The 15,409-nt window shown below is 41.6% G+C and carries 14 protein-coding genes and 1 tRNA gene; all 15 read right to left on the bottom strand.

Annotation, left to right across the window (positions count from 1 at the left end; all coding sequences use genetic code 11):
• Window positions 1-523: 523 nt before the first annotated feature.
• The 15 genes from KN811_RS16860 to pgmB all read right to left on the bottom strand — a co-directional run bounded on the left by KN811_RS16860 (window position 524) and on the right by pgmB (window position 15,397).
• Window positions 524-847, bottom strand: a complete 324-nt coding sequence (locus KN811_RS16860; protein ID WP_187967401.1) for a DUF3024 domain-containing protein — start codon at window positions 845-847, stop codon at window positions 524-526.
• A gap of 77 nt (window positions 848-924) precedes the next feature.
• A complete protein-coding gene (locus tag KN811_RS16865) occupies window positions 925-1,371 on the bottom strand; it encodes a hypothetical protein (protein ID WP_187967402.1) in 447 nt (148 codons plus the stop codon).
• 168 nt (window positions 1,372-1,539) lie between these two features.
• Entirely contained in the window at window positions 1,540-2,034 is a 495-nt protein-coding gene (locus KN811_RS16870) for a hypothetical protein (protein WP_187967403.1), read from the bottom strand.
• Window positions 2,035-3,180, bottom strand: coding sequence for a type VI secretion system tube protein TssD (tssD, locus tag KN811_RS16875; RefSeq protein ID WP_187967404.1), 1,146 nt, complete (start codon window positions 3,178-3,180; stop codon window positions 2,035-2,037). It abuts the gene before it with no gap.
• A 283-nt stretch (window positions 3,181-3,463) separates the two neighbouring features.
• Entirely contained in the window at window positions 3,464-3,757 is a 294-nt protein-coding gene (locus tag KN811_RS16880) for a hypothetical protein (RefSeq protein ID WP_187967405.1), read from the bottom strand.
• 143 nt (window positions 3,758-3,900) lie between these two features.
• The gene (locus KN811_RS16885) at window positions 3,901-4,215 is read right to left on the bottom strand and encodes a hypothetical protein (RefSeq protein ID WP_187967406.1); all 315 of its coding nucleotides are present in this window, start codon (window positions 4,213-4,215) and stop codon (window positions 3,901-3,903) included.
• 5 nt (window positions 4,216-4,220) lie between these two features.
• A complete protein-coding gene (locus KN811_RS16890; protein ID WP_187967407.1) occupies window positions 4,221-5,411 on the bottom strand; it encodes a HEPN domain-containing protein in 1,191 nt (396 codons plus the stop codon).
• 59 nt (window positions 5,412-5,470) lie between these two features.
• Window positions 5,471-6,676, bottom strand: a complete 1,206-nt coding sequence (locus KN811_RS16895; RefSeq protein WP_187967408.1) for a site-specific integrase — start codon at window positions 6,674-6,676, stop codon at window positions 5,471-5,473.
• A 272-nt stretch (window positions 6,677-6,948) separates the two neighbouring features.
• Window positions 6,949-7,022: transfer RNA gene (locus KN811_RS16900), tRNA-Asp, on the bottom strand.
• An 86-nt stretch (window positions 7,023-7,108) separates the two neighbouring features.
• The gene (locus KN811_RS16905) at window positions 7,109-8,038 is read right to left on the bottom strand and encodes a DUF58 domain-containing protein (RefSeq protein WP_187967409.1); all 930 of its coding nucleotides are present in this window, start codon (window positions 8,036-8,038) and stop codon (window positions 7,109-7,111) included.
• 101 nt (window positions 8,039-8,139) lie between these two features.
• Window positions 8,140-8,457, bottom strand: coding sequence for a thioredoxin (gene trxA, locus KN811_RS16910; RefSeq protein WP_187967410.1), 318 nt, complete (start codon window positions 8,455-8,457; stop codon window positions 8,140-8,142).
• 127 nt (window positions 8,458-8,584) lie between these two features.
• Window positions 8,585-9,970, bottom strand: a complete 1,386-nt coding sequence (locus KN811_RS16915) for an alpha-amylase family glycosyl hydrolase (protein ID WP_187967411.1) — start codon at window positions 9,968-9,970, stop codon at window positions 8,585-8,587.
• Window positions 9,971-10,264: 294 nt separating this feature from the next.
• Window positions 10,265-12,172 (bottom strand): glycoside hydrolase family 13 protein, encoded by a 1,908-nt coding sequence (locus tag KN811_RS16920; protein ID WP_187967412.1) that lies wholly within the window; start codon window positions 12,170-12,172, stop codon window positions 10,265-10,267.
• A 122-nt stretch (window positions 12,173-12,294) separates the two neighbouring features.
• Entirely contained in the window at window positions 12,295-14,604 is a 2,310-nt protein-coding gene (locus tag KN811_RS16925) for a glycoside hydrolase family 65 protein (RefSeq protein WP_187967413.1), read from the bottom strand.
• Between the two features lie 127 nt (window positions 14,605-14,731).
• Window positions 14,732-15,397 (bottom strand): beta-phosphoglucomutase, encoded by a 666-nt coding sequence (gene pgmB, locus KN811_RS16930; RefSeq protein ID WP_187967522.1) that lies wholly within the window; start codon window positions 15,395-15,397, stop codon window positions 14,732-14,734.
• Between the last annotated feature and the right edge of the window lie 12 nt (window positions 15,398-15,409).

The following is a 15,409-nucleotide window of genomic DNA, read 5'->3' on the forward strand; positions in this document are numbered from 1 at the left end:
GTCAAACTCTTTTAAAATCCTGGCGATTTGCTGGGGTGAAAATTTACTCTTTTTCATTTTTTGAACTGAGGTTTAAAATTAATCATTTTTATAATTTTAAACAGTTCAGTTTTTAGGGAAGCTTACACACTCTAACAACATATTTGTTTTTTGCATTTGAAATAAAATAAGTGTGATTTAATCCTGTTCTGAACAGTTTACATTCAAAATTTCCACTTAAATTATATTGATCTTTTACCAAATTTCCTAATTCTTTTTCCGATAGGATAGAAGCTGTTACTGGAAAAGTTGTCATTCGGATTGTTTGATTTTTAATTGTGATTAACTCGTTATTATAGGTGTTAAAATTATCATTAATTCCTGAAAATTACCGAATAATAACACTTTTTGATCTTTTTTAGTTTGGTTCGATGACGAGTAAGGTGAAAGATTTTTTTTAATATCCCTTCTCTTTTCCTGGAAAATAAGTTGGCATGTTGGCAAACGTCAAGTTGTCAAGTTTTTTGATTGAAAAGTATAGCCCCTACCCCCAAAACAGGGAATGTTCGTCTTCATCTATCAATTTCAAAAACTCATAAATATCCTTTACTTCAGGTTGTTGATTATAAGGTGTCCATTTCATATATCTCCCCATACAATATACTTTCCATATACCTCTGGACTTAATACGTTTGGCTTTGGCTATTGGAAATTTCATTTCCCCAATATCAATATCATAAATTGTATAAATTTCTAAAGTTTGATTTTCATAAGAGAAATATACAGGTGAATCTTCTTTCTTTTCATTGGGAAGTAATCGGCTATCCAAATAATCCTGGACAAGTTTAGTGATAAGGTCTATTTCCATAAGACCAAGATATAAAAACCCCTCCTGAGAAGGAAATTATTGGGGAGTGTCAAAGTTAGAAGAAAAGCCCTTAACTATTACTTGTGCTTTACTTTAATTCTTACACTTTTTACTAAAATTTCAGCAGGATAGGAATTTAGATGCCCGAACCCATTAATAGTATCTTTATTGAAAACACCTATCACCGTCATTATGGCTTTATGGGTTGGATAATTATTATATAATCTTCTTAATTGAGGGTCAATTAAATAATCTCTCTCATTTTCATAAAACTCTTCAAAATTCAAATCAACTTCATTATTTAGATCACAATCTTCAAAGCCCCTGGCACCCCAATATTCTTCCATGCCTGAATATTCTAATGTTGTTTTAATTAGCTGCCCCTGGTAGTTATTTAGCCTACAAAACTCAACTTCTGTGATTTCAGATTTATCAAAATCACTTCCTGAATTTACCATAGTGACCCCACATGATTGAAGCACTATTACCAAAATCAACAATGTTATATACTTTGGTATTTCCATATCCAAAATATTTTGCATAGATATAATCGGCTCAACCTAAAAGTGCAATTTTTTTGGCGATATACACAAATTTTTTGTTTAAATTTTTCTCTGATTTTAAACACCATTTAAAAGTCCCTTTAGCAGGGGCCTCTTGGTTAAACATATTTAGGAAGCCTTAATAGGCTTTTATTCGTAACGTTCTTTTGATAACGTGAATGCGGGAGGACTTTTCCCTGTATAGTTTAAAGTGCCGTCTTCATCTACATCAAAACGCCAAATCCTCGGATTAAAGTCGTCACTGTCTTCTGTTTCAAATAAAAATTGCTTAGGAGGTTCCCCAGTATTTAGGCACGATTTAATATCTTCATTGTTGGGATATTCATCCAATTTGTAAAAAGCCACCATTATTCCGCGCATTTCTATCCATCCATCCAATTTTAGATCGTTTAATTCTTCCGAGTAAAATGGGTCGTTAGTGATGTCTAAATACCGATGTTTTCCGTCATAACTTTTATCGAAACTAATTTTTAATATGTTAAAATAACCACCAGGGGGTATTTCAGGATTTTTTAATATTTCATCTATCACCTCATACACAGGGGTTTTATGAAATTTTTCACATGGGGCATTACACGAAATAGACAGAAGCAAAAACGCTATTACAGACAGATATTTAGCCATTTATAAAATATTTCTTGTTATACTGCTGGACACAAATTTTCGGGCTATAAAAGGGTCGTAATAGTATAGACCTTTTTGGGGAAAGTAATGGTAATGATTAAACACTCTTTTCCCTGCTTTTTCAAAACGTTCGTATCTTTCCTGGGCTCTCAATACGTCCCCTTTATTTTTAGGAGGTCGAATAACTTTTCCGTGTATTTGATTTTGCATCCATACTGATTTCATATCGCCAATACCCCAGTCTAAATCCTTGTCTATATCCACGTGAGGATAAGGATGTGAATGTATCCGAAAAGTTTGATTAAATATACTAACTCCAAGTGCAGTTTCACTATTAGGGGCTAAATTTTGATTTCTATATGTCCCTACGAAATACACCTCTTTCGATGCCTCCGTAGGCTTATGTCCGTCAAAACCCCACTCCACATTAGAATTATCTGCCGCAAACTTAAAGACCCTTGCCGCCTCATTAAAATCACGAACTATGGCAAAACTCAAGTCTTTTACCTCTACATTGCTTTTTTTGTCGTTATGTGAAAGCGAATATAAAATGGACTTATCCTGCACCTCTATCTTTTTGGACATATCTTCGTTGTACAGATAGTCTATCGGTTCTGCATCATTCTCTTCCTTACTGCAAATAAGTTCAATGCAACCGTTGGTATATAGTTTATACCCAGTTAATGTTTCTTCTTCTTCCTGATCTTCATCTTCTTCTGGTTCATAGGATTTATATGCAGTAAACGGGTCAGATATTTTCCACGGCTTTTCGGCAATAGTCCCTCCTGGGGTTTTAAAAATTCCAGGCATGAGTTTCATGGACATCCCCATTGGTTCCTCTGTGTTGTGTTTAAAATCTTCTTTCCAGTTCACACAATAACAGTCCCAAAACTCATATTTACGCTGCTCTTTCATACCGTCGGGGCCATAAAACACTATTTTTCCCTGTTTCATAGTATCGTTAGAAGTGATCCAGTGATGAAATAACTCATCGTTGTTTGTAGATTCTATTTGAACAAATATTCCCTCTAATTGAGGTCTTCTACTGGGTTTACCACTCCAATCTGTCCCCTGTTCAAAAAGTAGATCAAAGGCAAGCAAATTGCATACTTCATCCTCTACATATAATTTTCCCTGTACTATCATATTCGTAGGAAATTTAGGTCTTCAATTTACGATTTTTTAGGAAATAAAGGTTTGGAAAAAAGAAGCTGCCCTTTTACAGACAGCTCCCTGGAATTACTGCGCTTATTAAATTAACATTTATCATGTTAAACTACCCCAAAAATAAACAACAGTAAAAGTACATGCCGACTGTCATAAAGTAGGGGAAACCAAATTTAGCCAGCATATATATTTATATACTACGTGATATATACAGTCCCAAATTCTCTGCAAAAAAATTCTATCCTGCAATCAGGCATAAACTCTAAACAGTGCCTCGTTGAATATAAAGCATATAAGGAATCTTATGCCCGTACAGATGAATAACACCAAATGCGTTACTAATATACACCTTATCTACTTCAAACAAATTCTGTGTTTCGTCAATTTCAATGATTGATCCCGCAGATGGTATAAAGGGAACTGACATCTTTTTTCCTATAATGTCCCCTTTCTCAACGAGATAAATATTTACTTTGTGATCTTCCAGGAGTTCTTCACAGATGTCCTTAAAAAACCGCCTCATTTTCAAAAGTAATTTCTTTTTAAACTTGCCCATAGTCTTAGTGTTTAGATGAAATAAATAAAAAGCCCCCTCTCCATTTAAGGAAAAAGGGGGTAGTTCGATTGCAAGATATTATGAATAAGTGATATAAAATTACGGGGTTCCGTAATTGTACTATGAAACAGGTTCATTCTTAGTTAAAATAGCTTATACGCCTTATCCAAAAACTCCCCCTCCTCAAAGGGCATAAGTTTGCAAGCCAGTTCCAAAGTGAGGCGAATATTATAGATAGGAGATTTGACAAAAGGAGGCCTGTGCTGATCTTCCTGCGTAGCCAATACACATACTTTAAGTAGGGCTTCTATGGTAGCAAACAAGTCCGTGTAACCCTCAAAATTTACAAAGGGTACTTCAAATTTATCTGTGTAGCCCTTACGGGGTTGTAGTGTGATTAGCGTACTTTCTGCCAGTTCTTTTAATTCCTTTAGATTTTTCTTTTTTGTTTTCATCATCGTTTTTAATTTTCCGTGGTTGCTGCTGCCTCATTTTTAACTGGCATCATATACTCTTCTATAATCTTTTCCAAACATTCCACCTCTTCAAAAGGCAATAACTGTAAAGCATGTTTCAACGCCGTTTGTATGTTGATATGGGGTTGAGGAATAAGACTGTTAAACCTGCCATCTGCATATTCCAGAGCGATGATACAGGCCTTCATAATACCTGCTATATCATAAAGCATATCCGCAGGACCATTGACTAAAAAATCTGTTTTATAATACAGTTTATCCGAGTTAGGAGATAGTTTATGCAACTTCATTTCCATCAATCTTTCTATCCTTTCTTTGATTTTCAGGTTGTCCTGGGGAGACCATGAAGGTGATATAACAGACTTTTCTTTAGTAGACGCTGGTTGACTTGTTTTTCCTTTACAATCTTCCAGTTTTTCTCGGTATAAATCACCTATGATGCCCATTAAATGCCGTACTTTCTCCGATATGGTCTTCAACTGCAACTTTGTGATGTGATAGTTCTTATGGTAGCGGGTAGCCATATAAGCATCATCCAGTAATTTTAATAGTTCGACATCTTCCTCCTGATCCATATTGAAAATACGCCCAAGTTCTGGTACAAAAGCCCTGATATAATTTTGATGTTCCTTAATACTGTGACTTTTTCGTTCCCTGCCCAGCATGGTCAGTTCTGCATTACGGAATGATATTTCCATATACTGATGTAACAAAAGGGCTGCCAGCGGGAAATTCTCTTTTCCCATGTAAAAAGCAGCCCCATCCATCAAAGCACTGACCCGGGTGAGTTCATCTTCAAAATCCAATTCTATTTCTTCCCGTGTTTCTTCGCTTATGGCAGGTACTTTCAATCCTGTATCAATTTCATCACTTTTGTAGATTAGATTGGACGGATGACATCCATGAATAAAAAACAGGTTTTTATCCTTTAGTTGTTCCTGGGCATATTCAAATGAAAATATGCGATATAAGGCGTTGGTTTCCTCCTGGAATATCTTGGCTACCATAGCGGAGAGTTCCGTTGTTAATCCTGTTCTATTCCCTTTGAGGATAACTATCCATACGGGTTTTGAATAGTCTTTATTCCCTGTTGCAGACAAGTAGATATACTGTACTTCCAGTAGCTTGGTCAGCTTCTCTACAATCTCTTTTTCGTCTATATCTGTTTTGTAGTTCATATCACTTTAATTTTTTTGATCCTGTTTTTAAAAACTCATACACAAACGAGGATAAATAACTATTTATCAATCTTTTTGCTTAATTTTCTCATTTCCTCACTGACTTTCTTCTGTACCACCTTACCATAATGTTCTTGGGTAATCTGCATTTTGGAATGTCCTAAAAGTTCACTTACTACCTCCATAGAAACATCATTATACAGCAATACTGTGGTAGCAAAAGTTTTTCGGGCTATATGGTGAGTGAGATGTTTCTTTATACCAACCAAATCAGCTATTTCCTTCAGGTAGGCGTTAAACTTTTGGTTGGTTATTCCAGGCAATATCTTTGTATCTCCACTATACCGTTCCATTATTCGTATTGCAGGAGGCAATAAGGGTACAGAAATTGCTTTCCCTGTCTTCTTTCTGGAATCCTGTATCCATAAATTACCGTCAAACCCTTTTACGATATGCTCAGGTTCAAGATTTGCCATTTCATTAAAACCCAAACCAGTATAGCAACAGAATACAAACATATCCCTGATCTGTGCTAAACGGGGTATTTCAAACTCGTGCTGTTCCAGTTTTTGCAGCTCTTGAGTAGTAAGATATACCACTTCTTTCTTTACTCTCTTAGCCTTGTACAACATAAAAGGGTCTTTGTCCATGTAATCTTGGGCTACTGCATACCTGATCACTTTCCTAAAGCGCTGTATAGCCTTATTTATGGTACTTTGCTGAAGGTTCTTCTCTGTTTTGAGGTAATACTCATAATCCTCGATAAAGCTGTATTTCAGCTTATTTAAGGGCACATCCCTTGTCTTATACTTCCACCATATAAAATCCTCCAAATGTCCTTTGGATTCCTCGTATTTATTGTAAGTTACCTGCTTTAAATCCTTTCCTACCAGCTTTTCTATTCTGGCATTATGTTCTCTAAAGCATTCAGCGACTCTAACGTCTTTGGACAACCTCTCTCCCTTGTATTGGCGGTACAGATCATCCACAGAGAAGTCAGGTTCATTCACCTGTAAAAACAAAAAAGCCTGATTAATTTTTGATTTAACCAGGCTCAACTGAGTGTTTATAAAGTCATTTTCTTCATTGGGAGGCTCCGTTTTTTGGAGTTTGCTGTTCCAATTTCTAAGCGGGACAAATAGCCCTACTGCAAACTGTCTTCTTTTCTCTCGGTAAGTAATTCTACAATATAATGGTGAATGACCTTTCTTATTTATTCTACTTTTCGATATTACGAATAGTATTTTCAACCTATTAGCAAGCATAACAAAATATTTTAAAGTTTTGATTATTAGATTTTTAATTGCAACCTCGAAGAAAATATTGCAACCTTTTTTACACCCTTTTTAATGAAGAAATCTGGATACATAAATTAAAGAAGAAACACCCCCAAACAAAAAAAGCCCTCCGCACACGGCGGAAAAGCCTTTCATTGGTCTAACTACTAAACCTGGGCAGATCAGGTCTGCCCTAAACAACACAACTAAATTTTCAGTGCCAAAAAAAGCCCCTTTTGGCGGAGCTTTCTTTGTTTTAGCGGTCCGGACGGGATTCGAACCCGCGACCCCATGCGTGACAGGCATGTATTCTAACCAGCTGAACTACCGGACCTCCTCTGTATTGCGGATGCAAATATACACCCCATTTTTAATTCCGCAAATGTTTTCACCAAAAAAATGTCCTTTATTTCCCCTTCCTCAAATAAACTTTTGTCTTTCAACCAGGTAGGTTTGTAAAATTTTTTCGAGATCCCTGTTTATATCGGCTTCGACATATTTGATGCGGTATCGGGCCGCTCTCAGTTTTATCGTTTCAGTATAGGATTTAACAGCCTCCCGGTAATCTTCCCGGACATTGTCGGCATACAGGTTAATGTATTCCCCGGTTTCCACATCGACAAACCGCTTGGGGCGATTGTCAAAATCAAAATGATATTCACTGGCTTTGTCCATTACATGAAAGAGCACAACCTCGTGCTTATTGTATTTCAGGTGGCGAAGGGCATCGAACAGTTCTTCATCTTCCGTTTCGTCCTGGAACATGTCGGTAAAGACGAAGATCATGCTTCTGCGGTGTATCTTTTCTGCGATCTGGTGTAAATAGGTATAGGTCTTCGTAGCCCTCTCCTTTTCGGCGTGAGAGGCGATATCTTCCAGGGTTTTGAGCAACATCCGGTAATGCCGGTTGCTCCCCTTTTCCGGAGCATAAAAATTATAGGCATCGGAATAGATGCTCAATCCCATGGCATCGCGTTGCCGTTTCAGCAGGTTCATCAGGGCAGCAGCGGCCAAAACGGAAAAACCGATCTTATTGAGACTGGCTGCCGACAATTGTTTCACTTCCGGGTAGTACATGGAAGAAGAATTATCTATGATAATATGACACCTGAGATTGGTTTCCTCTTCGTAGCTCTTGGAATAAAGTTTGTCGGTCTTTGCATAGAGTTTCCAGTCTATATGCCGGGTACTTTCTCCGGGGTTATAGATACGGTGTTCTGCAAATTCGGAAGAAAACCCGTGAAAAGGGCTTTTGTGCATACCGCTGATAAACCCCTCTACGACCTGGTTGGCCAGTAGCCCGAGGTTTTTAAAAAGCTGTATATTGTTTAATTCGTTCTGTATGTCCACATGCTTGTGTTTATCGTCCTGAAAAAAGGACCGGCGTATAAAAATAAAAAAGGTTTGACTGTACGCCAAACCTTTTTTTATTTCTTATGCTGCAATAACTTTTACAGCAATGTATCGATTGCCTCGGTATAAGTAGCCTTAGGTGCTACGCCTACCTGTCTTCCGACTACTTCTCCGTTTTGGAAAACCAGTACAGTAGGAATGTTGCGCACTCCGTATTTGGCGGCAAACTCCTGGTTGGCGTCTACATCCACTTTTCCGATTACAGCTTTACCTTCATACTCGGAGCTGATCTCTTCAATGATAGGCCCTACCATTCTACAAGGCCCGCACCAGGCTGCCCAAAAGTCTACCATAACCGGTTTATCGCTTTTTAATACTACTTCCTCAAAAGTAGCGTCTGTGATCTCTAATGCCATAATATAAAATTTAAGTTTCCTAATCAGGTTTACTATGCAAATTTAATCAAATATTCTTCCAAATTTCATGCCAACATATTAGTTTTGATTATGAGTGCATTAAGAAAACCAATAACCAGAAGTTCGTTTACTTCCCGACGAGGATAAGGTATTGCCAGGGTTTAAAATCATACGGGGTTCCTGCATTGATCTGCATTTCCTCCCCGGTCATATAATTCTTGTATTCCCCATCTGTCTCCACCGTAAATTTCAGAGATTCGGCCGACAGGTTAGCGATAAACACCACACGGTCCCCATCCTTTTCCCGGACAAAGGCCAATACCTTCTCATCATCGGAAGTGCTGAGGCGTTTATAGGAAGCGGCCTTTTTACCGCCATTCAGGGCCTTGTTCCCGTTTTTCAGCTTTCCGAGCTTTTCGTACAGCGGATAGAACTTCCCTTTTTCCTTATTGATGGTATCTTTTTCAAAAAACAGCAGCCTCTTGTCCATATCGTATTCCTGTCCGCTGTAAATAAGCGGCATTCCCGGAATTGCGTAAGTCATGGCGGCAAAGGTCTCCGCAGCATCACCCATACGTTCGAAAACCGTTCCGTTCCAGGAGTTCTCATCGTGATTGGAAGTAAAGTTCATAAAAATATCATCGGCCTCCAGCAGGGTATCGTTCTTAACCATGTAGGCATCCCAGTCTTTGACATTTTTCTTGCCCTGTGCGATCTCGTTAAGGAGATGATGCCCTTCCCAGGCATATTGCATGTCAAAAGCGTTTTTCAGCAATTCGGGCTGTTCTGCTTCGGCCAGCATAAATACCGGTTTTACTTCTCTCAACCTGTCTGCGGCCTCTTCCCAGAAATCCACAGGTACCTGATGAGCCACATCGCAGCGATAGCCGTCTATGTTTTCTTCTTCAATCCAGTAGCGCATGTCTTTGATCATTTCTTCACGCATCTCGTGGTTGTCGTAATTGAGGTCGGCCACATCGGTCCAGTCCCAGGATTCGCCTGTTTCGGGGTTTATCGGGTCTATAATATGGCCTTCTTTATCCTGAGTATAGTATTCCGGGCGCTGTTCGATCCATACGTGGTCCCACCCGGTATGGTTGGCCACCCAGTCCAGGATAACGTATATACCATTGTCATGGGCCGTTTTTATTAGTTTCCTGAAATCTTCCAGCGTACCAAATTCCGGGTTAACTTTGGTGTAGTCGGTTATGGCGTAATAGCTCCCCAGCGATCCTTTGCTCTTTGTGGAAGAGATCGGGTAAACGGGCATCAGCCAGATCACTTTTACTCCCAGCCCTTTTAGTTTCGGAATATCTTGTGTAAATGCGTTAAAACTTCCCTCTTCGGAATATTGACGGATGTTGGCCTCATAGATAACAGCCGTTTCCAGTATCTCATCGGAAACGGGGGCCAGTTCTGTTTTTGGTTCGGCCTTGCCTACCTGCTTTTTCTCCTCCTTTTTGCACGATACGAAGGAAAATATTGCGATGGTAATAATTAAGATCTTTTTCATTTCAGGTTTAGTGTTTGATAATATGGTTTTAAATACTTTTTTTAGCACATAACATAAATTGAATTTCAACAACTCCCCGATTTGTTATCCCAGTTCTATAATTATGTCATCCCTTCGGGATTTAAAAGGCCTGAAAGGCTGACATTTTTATAGAAACAACGGCATTAAACCCCGAAGGGGTGATATATTATTATCAACGGCCTAAAAGGACATTACCCTTTAGGGTCGGGAGCGAGCTGATTTACCGGTGAATAGTCTCAAAAACAATTTTTGTCATGTGCTAAATACTTTTGTTTATTCGAGTTTCAGGATCATGGCTGTTTTAGACGGTATGTTTATCGTTTCGGATATATCTACCGCTTTTCCACTGAGCACTTCTTTTCCTTTAGTGTGATGACCTATACTTTCCGCAAAACGATCTGTCTTTACGGTCCGGGCTTCTGCACTGTTATTGAGCAGTACCATCACCGTGTCATTATCGTTATATCGAAAATAAACATACACATTATTCTCAGGCAGGTAGTGTTTGGTCTTTCCGGTATGGATCACCGGCGTGTGTTTTCTCCAACTGAACAGCTTTGAAGTAAAATCGAAATACTCCTTCTGTTTTTCCGTACGTCCGGAAGCGGTAAAGGCATTGTTTTCATCGCCTTCCCATCCGCCGGGAAAATCCTTACGTATATCGCCGTCGCCCTTGTCCTTATTTCCGGCCATCCCGATCTCGCTTCCGTAATATATCTGGGGAATACCACGGACCGTAGCGATCAGGGTCATGGCCATTTTGTATTTATCGATATCACCTTCATAGATATGGTTCAATCGCTGTGTATCGTGATTCTCGGCAAAGACCAGCAGGTTATTGATATCAGAATAAAGGAAGTCATTTACAAAATTGCTGTAAACCTTCACTATTCCCTTGTCCCATGTAGCCTCGTCTTCGTTAAAAACCACCCCCAGGGCATCGTGCAGGGTAAAATCCATAACACTCGGCAAATGTGAGTTGAAATCCTGAAGGGCACCGATCTCACTGTCTTTCTGCCAGTAGGCGATCTGTGCCTGGTTGTGCAGCCATATCTCTCCTACGATGTTGAAATGAGGGTATTCGTCCATAATGGCTTTGGTCCATTCAGAGATCCCTTCCTTGTCGTTATAGGAATAAGTGTCTACCCGAAAGCCATCGAGACCCGTATACTCGATCCACCAGATAGCATTCTGGATCAGGTAATTGAGCACCAGCGGATTACTTTGATTCAGGTCGGGCATGGTGGAGACGAACCAGCCATCCACACAATACTTTTTATCGATGTCGGAAGTATTGGGGTCATATTGCGTTTCCATCCTGTAATTGGAATTGGCATAGCCGGCCCTTCGGCTCCCTTCGGCTCCGCTCCGGGACCGCCGCTCAGGGAACTCCCTTCGACCATGCTCAGGGAACAGGTGTACCCAGTCATATGTAGGCAGGTCTTTGATCATCCAGTGTTCCGCCCCCCAGTGGTTAGTTACGTAATCCATTAGGAGTTTCATATCCCGTTTGTGCAGTTCATCTGCAAGGCGTTTATAATCTTCATTAGTGCCATAACGGGGGTCTATGCGATACACATCGCTCTGCGCATAGGTGTGATAGGAATATTCCGGGTCGTTGTCCTCAAGCAGCGGTGTGCTCCAGATTGCCGTGGCCCCGAGTTTTTCGATATAATCCAGGTGATCGATGATCCCTTGTATATCCCCGCCGTGGCGTCCGCCGGATTTGCTGCGGTCGGCTGCTTCGGTGGTCCCGGGATGCGAGTCATTTCCGGAATCTCCGTTGGCAAACCTGTCGGGCATCAGGAGATAGATAAGATCGGAACTGTCAAACCCTTTCCGCAGTGCCGAACCTTCTTTCCTTTCCCTGAACTCATAGACATAGCTATCTACTGCCCTTTTGCCGTTTTTCAATAGTTTAAGGGTATATTTCCCTGCGGGTACATTTTCCGTATTTATGGTTACAAACAGATAGTTCGGGTTTTCCGTTTTCCGGATATTGTTGATGGTAATTCCTTCCATTTCCGGGGTATACCGGGCAATATCCTTGCCGTAAAGCATAAGCTGCAATTCGTTACGGTGCATTCCGTTCCACCAGAACGGAGGCTCCACTTTTTCTATTTGCTGAGCGATTGAAGAAGTGGTACTCAAGAAAATTAATATGTATAGTATCTTTTTCATCTAAAGGTGTATTTCGACATAGGACTATAAGACGTATGACATAAGACTATTTTGACTTAGGGATTAGCTTTTGCTTCCCCTGTCTTATATCCTAAGTCCTGTAATCCTATGTCAATTTTTATTTAAATGGCTACGAGGTTTCCCGGTTCTACCGTCACCTGTTTTCCGTTGACGGCCACCGTAAGGGCTTTGTCGCCTTCCAGGACGAACTCGGTCCCTCCGGATTTTACAGACACTTTCAGTACCTGCCCCCTGAAATTAATCTTAAAGGAATAGCCCTCCCATTGCCCGGGTATCTTCGGACTGAAATGCAGAATATTGTCTTTGATCCGCATGCCCCCGAAGCCTTCCACAATACTCATCCAGGTTCCGGCCATTGAGGTAATGTGGCATCCTTCTTTTACTTCCCTGTTGTAGTCGTCCAGGTCCAGGCGGGATGTACGCAGGTAAAAGGCATAGGCCTGCTCCATCCTTCCGAGGAGTGCGGCCTGGATAGAATGCACACAGGGCGACAGGGACGACTCGTGTACCGTAAAGGGCTCGTAAAAATCGAAATGCTTTTCCAGTGCTGAGCGGCTGAAGTGGTCTTCAAAGAAATAAAAGCCCTGAAGTACATCGGCCTGTTTAATGTAAGGCGAACGCAATATGCGGTCCCATGACCATTTTTGATTGAGGGGACGCTGTGATACATCCAGGTCTGCTACTTTTATTAATTCTTTATCCAGGAAACCGTCCTGTTGCAGGTAGATCCCATGCTCTTCGGAATAGGGAAAGTACATATGTTCCGCAACTTCTTTCCATCGCTGTATCTCAGCATCGGACAGCCCGGTTTTTCCCGAGATACGGATATGGTCTTCTGAATATTCCTCTTTTACCTTTTCTACCTGCTCTGCAGCATACTCCAGGCACCACTTCGCCATGTAGTTGGTATACCAGTTATTGTTGACATTGTTCTCGTATTCGTTGGGACCGGTAACGCCCAGGATCACATATTTGTTCCTGGCTTTGGAGAACGTTGCCCTCTGTTGCCAGAACCGCGCTATGCCGATCAGTACTTCCAGTCCCATTTCGGGGATATAGCTGTAATCGCCCGTGTAGCGGTAATAGTTGTATATGCCAAAAGCAATGGCCCCGTTGCGGTGTATTTCCTCGAAGGTGATCTCCCACTCATTATGGCATTCTTCCCCGTTCATCGTTACCATCGGGTAAAGGGCAGCACCATTTCGGAAACCGAGCTTTTCGGCATTTTCGATGGCCTTGTCGAGCTGATTATAGCGATACGACAACAGGTTTCGCGCTACCTGCTGATTTTTCGTGGCCATATAAAAAGGTAGACAATAGGCTTCGGTATCCCAATAAGTGCTTCCGCCGTATTTCTCGCCGGTAAACCCTTTGGGGCCGATATTCAGCCGGGCATCTTTGCCCAGGTAAGTCTGGTTCAACTGGAAAATATTAAAACGTATGCCCTGTTGTGCCTTTACATCCCCTTCGATGGTGATGTCTGCCATTTCCCATATCCGGGACCAGGCTTCTTTTTGTGCTTCCAGCAGGGTTTTGTATCCTTTTTCTGCCGCTTTCCGGATCACTTCCTGTGCGGCAGGAATGAGCTTGTCCTTATCGTGATTCATGGAAACGGTATACCCGCCGAGTTTTTGGATCGAGGCCTTTTCTCCTTTTTTTACCGGGACCTCATAGCTCAATTGCACCTTGTCGTCCGCAGATTCCGTAGTTACCGGGCCAAGGGCCAGCTCTTCCTCATTCCGGAACAGGGTGTTGTGCATATATGTGGCCACCCGGAAATGTGTCTTAAAGGTCTGTGCCACAACAAAGCCTTCACGGTTGGAAAACCTGGTTTCGACCGGTTCCCAGAACTTTTCGTCCCAGTTGGCATCCTCATTGGTGATACCTGCGTCAACATAGGGGTGGAAGACAATATTGATATCCCGGTTCAACGGGGTTACCTCATAATATATCACCCCGAGCTCATCCTGTTCCAGGGAGAGGAACCTCCGGGCATCTACCCGGACTTCGGCATCATTTTGCAACACAGCTTCGAACGAACGGCGATGCCATCCTTCTTTCATGTTCAGTTCGCGGCGAAATGCCCTGATCTCCTTACATCGGGCCAGGTCCAATTTTTCCCCGTCGATCTCCACATCGATACCGATCCAGTTCGGAGCGTTGAGCACTTTGGCAAAATACTCGGGATAACCGTTTTTCCACCAGCCTACTTTGGTCTTGTCGGGATAATACACCCCGGCAATATAGCTTCCCTGGAAGGTAGGGCCGGAATAGCTTTCCTCGAAATTGGCCCGCTGCCCCATGGCCCCATTACCCAGGCTGAACAGGCTTTCGGATGATTCTACCCTGTTTTTGTCAAATCCTTCTTCTACAATAGACCATTCTTCGGGAATGATATAATCTTGGTTCATCTTTATTCTTGTTTTTTGATTTGTCGCAGCTATTTTTATGGAAACACATTGTCCTTTCCCCTGTGGGGTGATAGGCCCAAGTGGAGCCGTTGCATGCAACGGCCTTACGGCTCTGCGGTATTGTTGTTTATCGATTATTTTTTTTAGGGCTGGATCGGGATAAAAGGTTTTCCAGGTCGATCTGTGTAAAATCGGGGAAAACGCGATCCGCCTCTTCCAGGACATCGGCCTCCCCAATACCTATGCTGGCCATCCCTGCGGTATTGGCGGCCTGTATACCGGCCACCGAATCCTCAAAGACCACACAGTCCGCAGGCTCCACATGCAACTGTTTTGCCGCCAGCACAAAAACCTCCGGATCGGGCTTGGCTTTGGAAACATCATTGCCATCAACAATAGTATCGAACAGCGGCATAATTCCTGTTTTTTCCAGGATAAGCCTCGCATTCCTGCTTGCGGACCCCAGGGCAATCCTGCCATCGTTTGCCTTTAAAAACTGCAGGGCGGGGATCACTCCGGGCAGCACCTCCTGTTCGTCCATGCGGGATACATATTGGAGATAACCTTCATTCTTTTGCTGCATCCATTTTTCTTTTTCTTCTTCAGTAGCTTTGACCTCTCCCAATTCCAGGAGAATTTCCAGGGAGCGTGCCCGGCTTACGCCTTTTAGTTTTTCATTGTCCTGTACCGTAAAATCCACTCCGAGTTCTTCTGCGAGTTTTTTCCACGCCAGGAAATGATATCTGGCCGTATCTACGATGACCCCATCCAGGTCGAAAATAAATCCTTTCATTTTAGTTGTCAG

Origin of the sequence: Sinomicrobium weinanense, assembly GCF_018863395.1 — a bacterium.
Classification (GTDB): domain Bacteria; phylum Bacteroidota; class Bacteroidia; order Flavobacteriales; family Flavobacteriaceae; genus Sinomicrobium; species Sinomicrobium weinanense.

What these genes read in the sequence shown, in the direction of transcription:
- trxA (WP_187967410.1), bottom strand. Translation starts at nt 8,457, where the DNA reads ATGGCATTAGAGATCACAGACGCTACTTTTGAGGAAGTAGTATTAAAA.
- pgmB (WP_187967522.1), bottom strand. Translation starts at nt 15,397, where the DNA reads ATGAAAGGATTTATTTTCGACCTGGATGGGGTCATCGTAGATACGGCC.
- KN811_RS16890 (WP_187967407.1), bottom strand. Translation starts at nt 5,411, where the DNA reads ATGAACTACAAAACAGATATAGACGAAAAAGAGATTGTAGAGAAGCTG.
- KN811_RS16870 (WP_187967403.1), bottom strand. Translation starts at nt 2,034, where the DNA reads ATGGCTAAATATCTGTCTGTAATAGCGTTTTTGCTTCTGTCTATTTCG.
- tssD (WP_187967404.1), bottom strand. Translation starts at nt 3,180, where the DNA reads ATGATAGTACAGGGAAAATTATATGTAGAGGATGAAGTATGCAATTTG.
- KN811_RS16915 (WP_187967411.1), bottom strand. Translation starts at nt 9,970, where the DNA reads ATGAAAAAGATCTTAATTATTACCATCGCAATATTTTCCTTCGTATCG.
- KN811_RS16920 (WP_187967412.1), bottom strand. Translation starts at nt 12,172, where the DNA reads ATGAAAAAGATACTATACATATTAATTTTCTTGAGTACCACTTCTTCA.
- KN811_RS16880 (WP_187967405.1), bottom strand. Translation starts at nt 3,757, where the DNA reads ATGGGCAAGTTTAAAAAGAAATTACTTTTGAAAATGAGGCGGTTTTTT.
- KN811_RS16925 (WP_187967413.1), bottom strand. Translation starts at nt 14,604, where the DNA reads ATGAACCAAGATTATATCATTCCCGAAGAATGGTCTATTGTAGAAGAA.
- KN811_RS16865 (WP_187967402.1), bottom strand. Translation starts at nt 1,371, where the DNA reads ATGGAAATACCAAAGTATATAACATTGTTGATTTTGGTAATAGTGCTT.
- KN811_RS16895 (WP_187967408.1), bottom strand. Translation starts at nt 6,676, where the DNA reads ATGCTTGCTAATAGGTTGAAAATACTATTCGTAATATCGAAAAGTAGA.
- KN811_RS16860 (WP_187967401.1), bottom strand. Translation starts at nt 847, where the DNA reads ATGGAAATAGACCTTATCACTAAACTTGTCCAGGATTATTTGGATAGC.
- KN811_RS16885 (WP_187967406.1), bottom strand. Translation starts at nt 4,215, where the DNA reads ATGATGAAAACAAAAAAGAAAAATCTAAAGGAATTAAAAGAACTGGCA.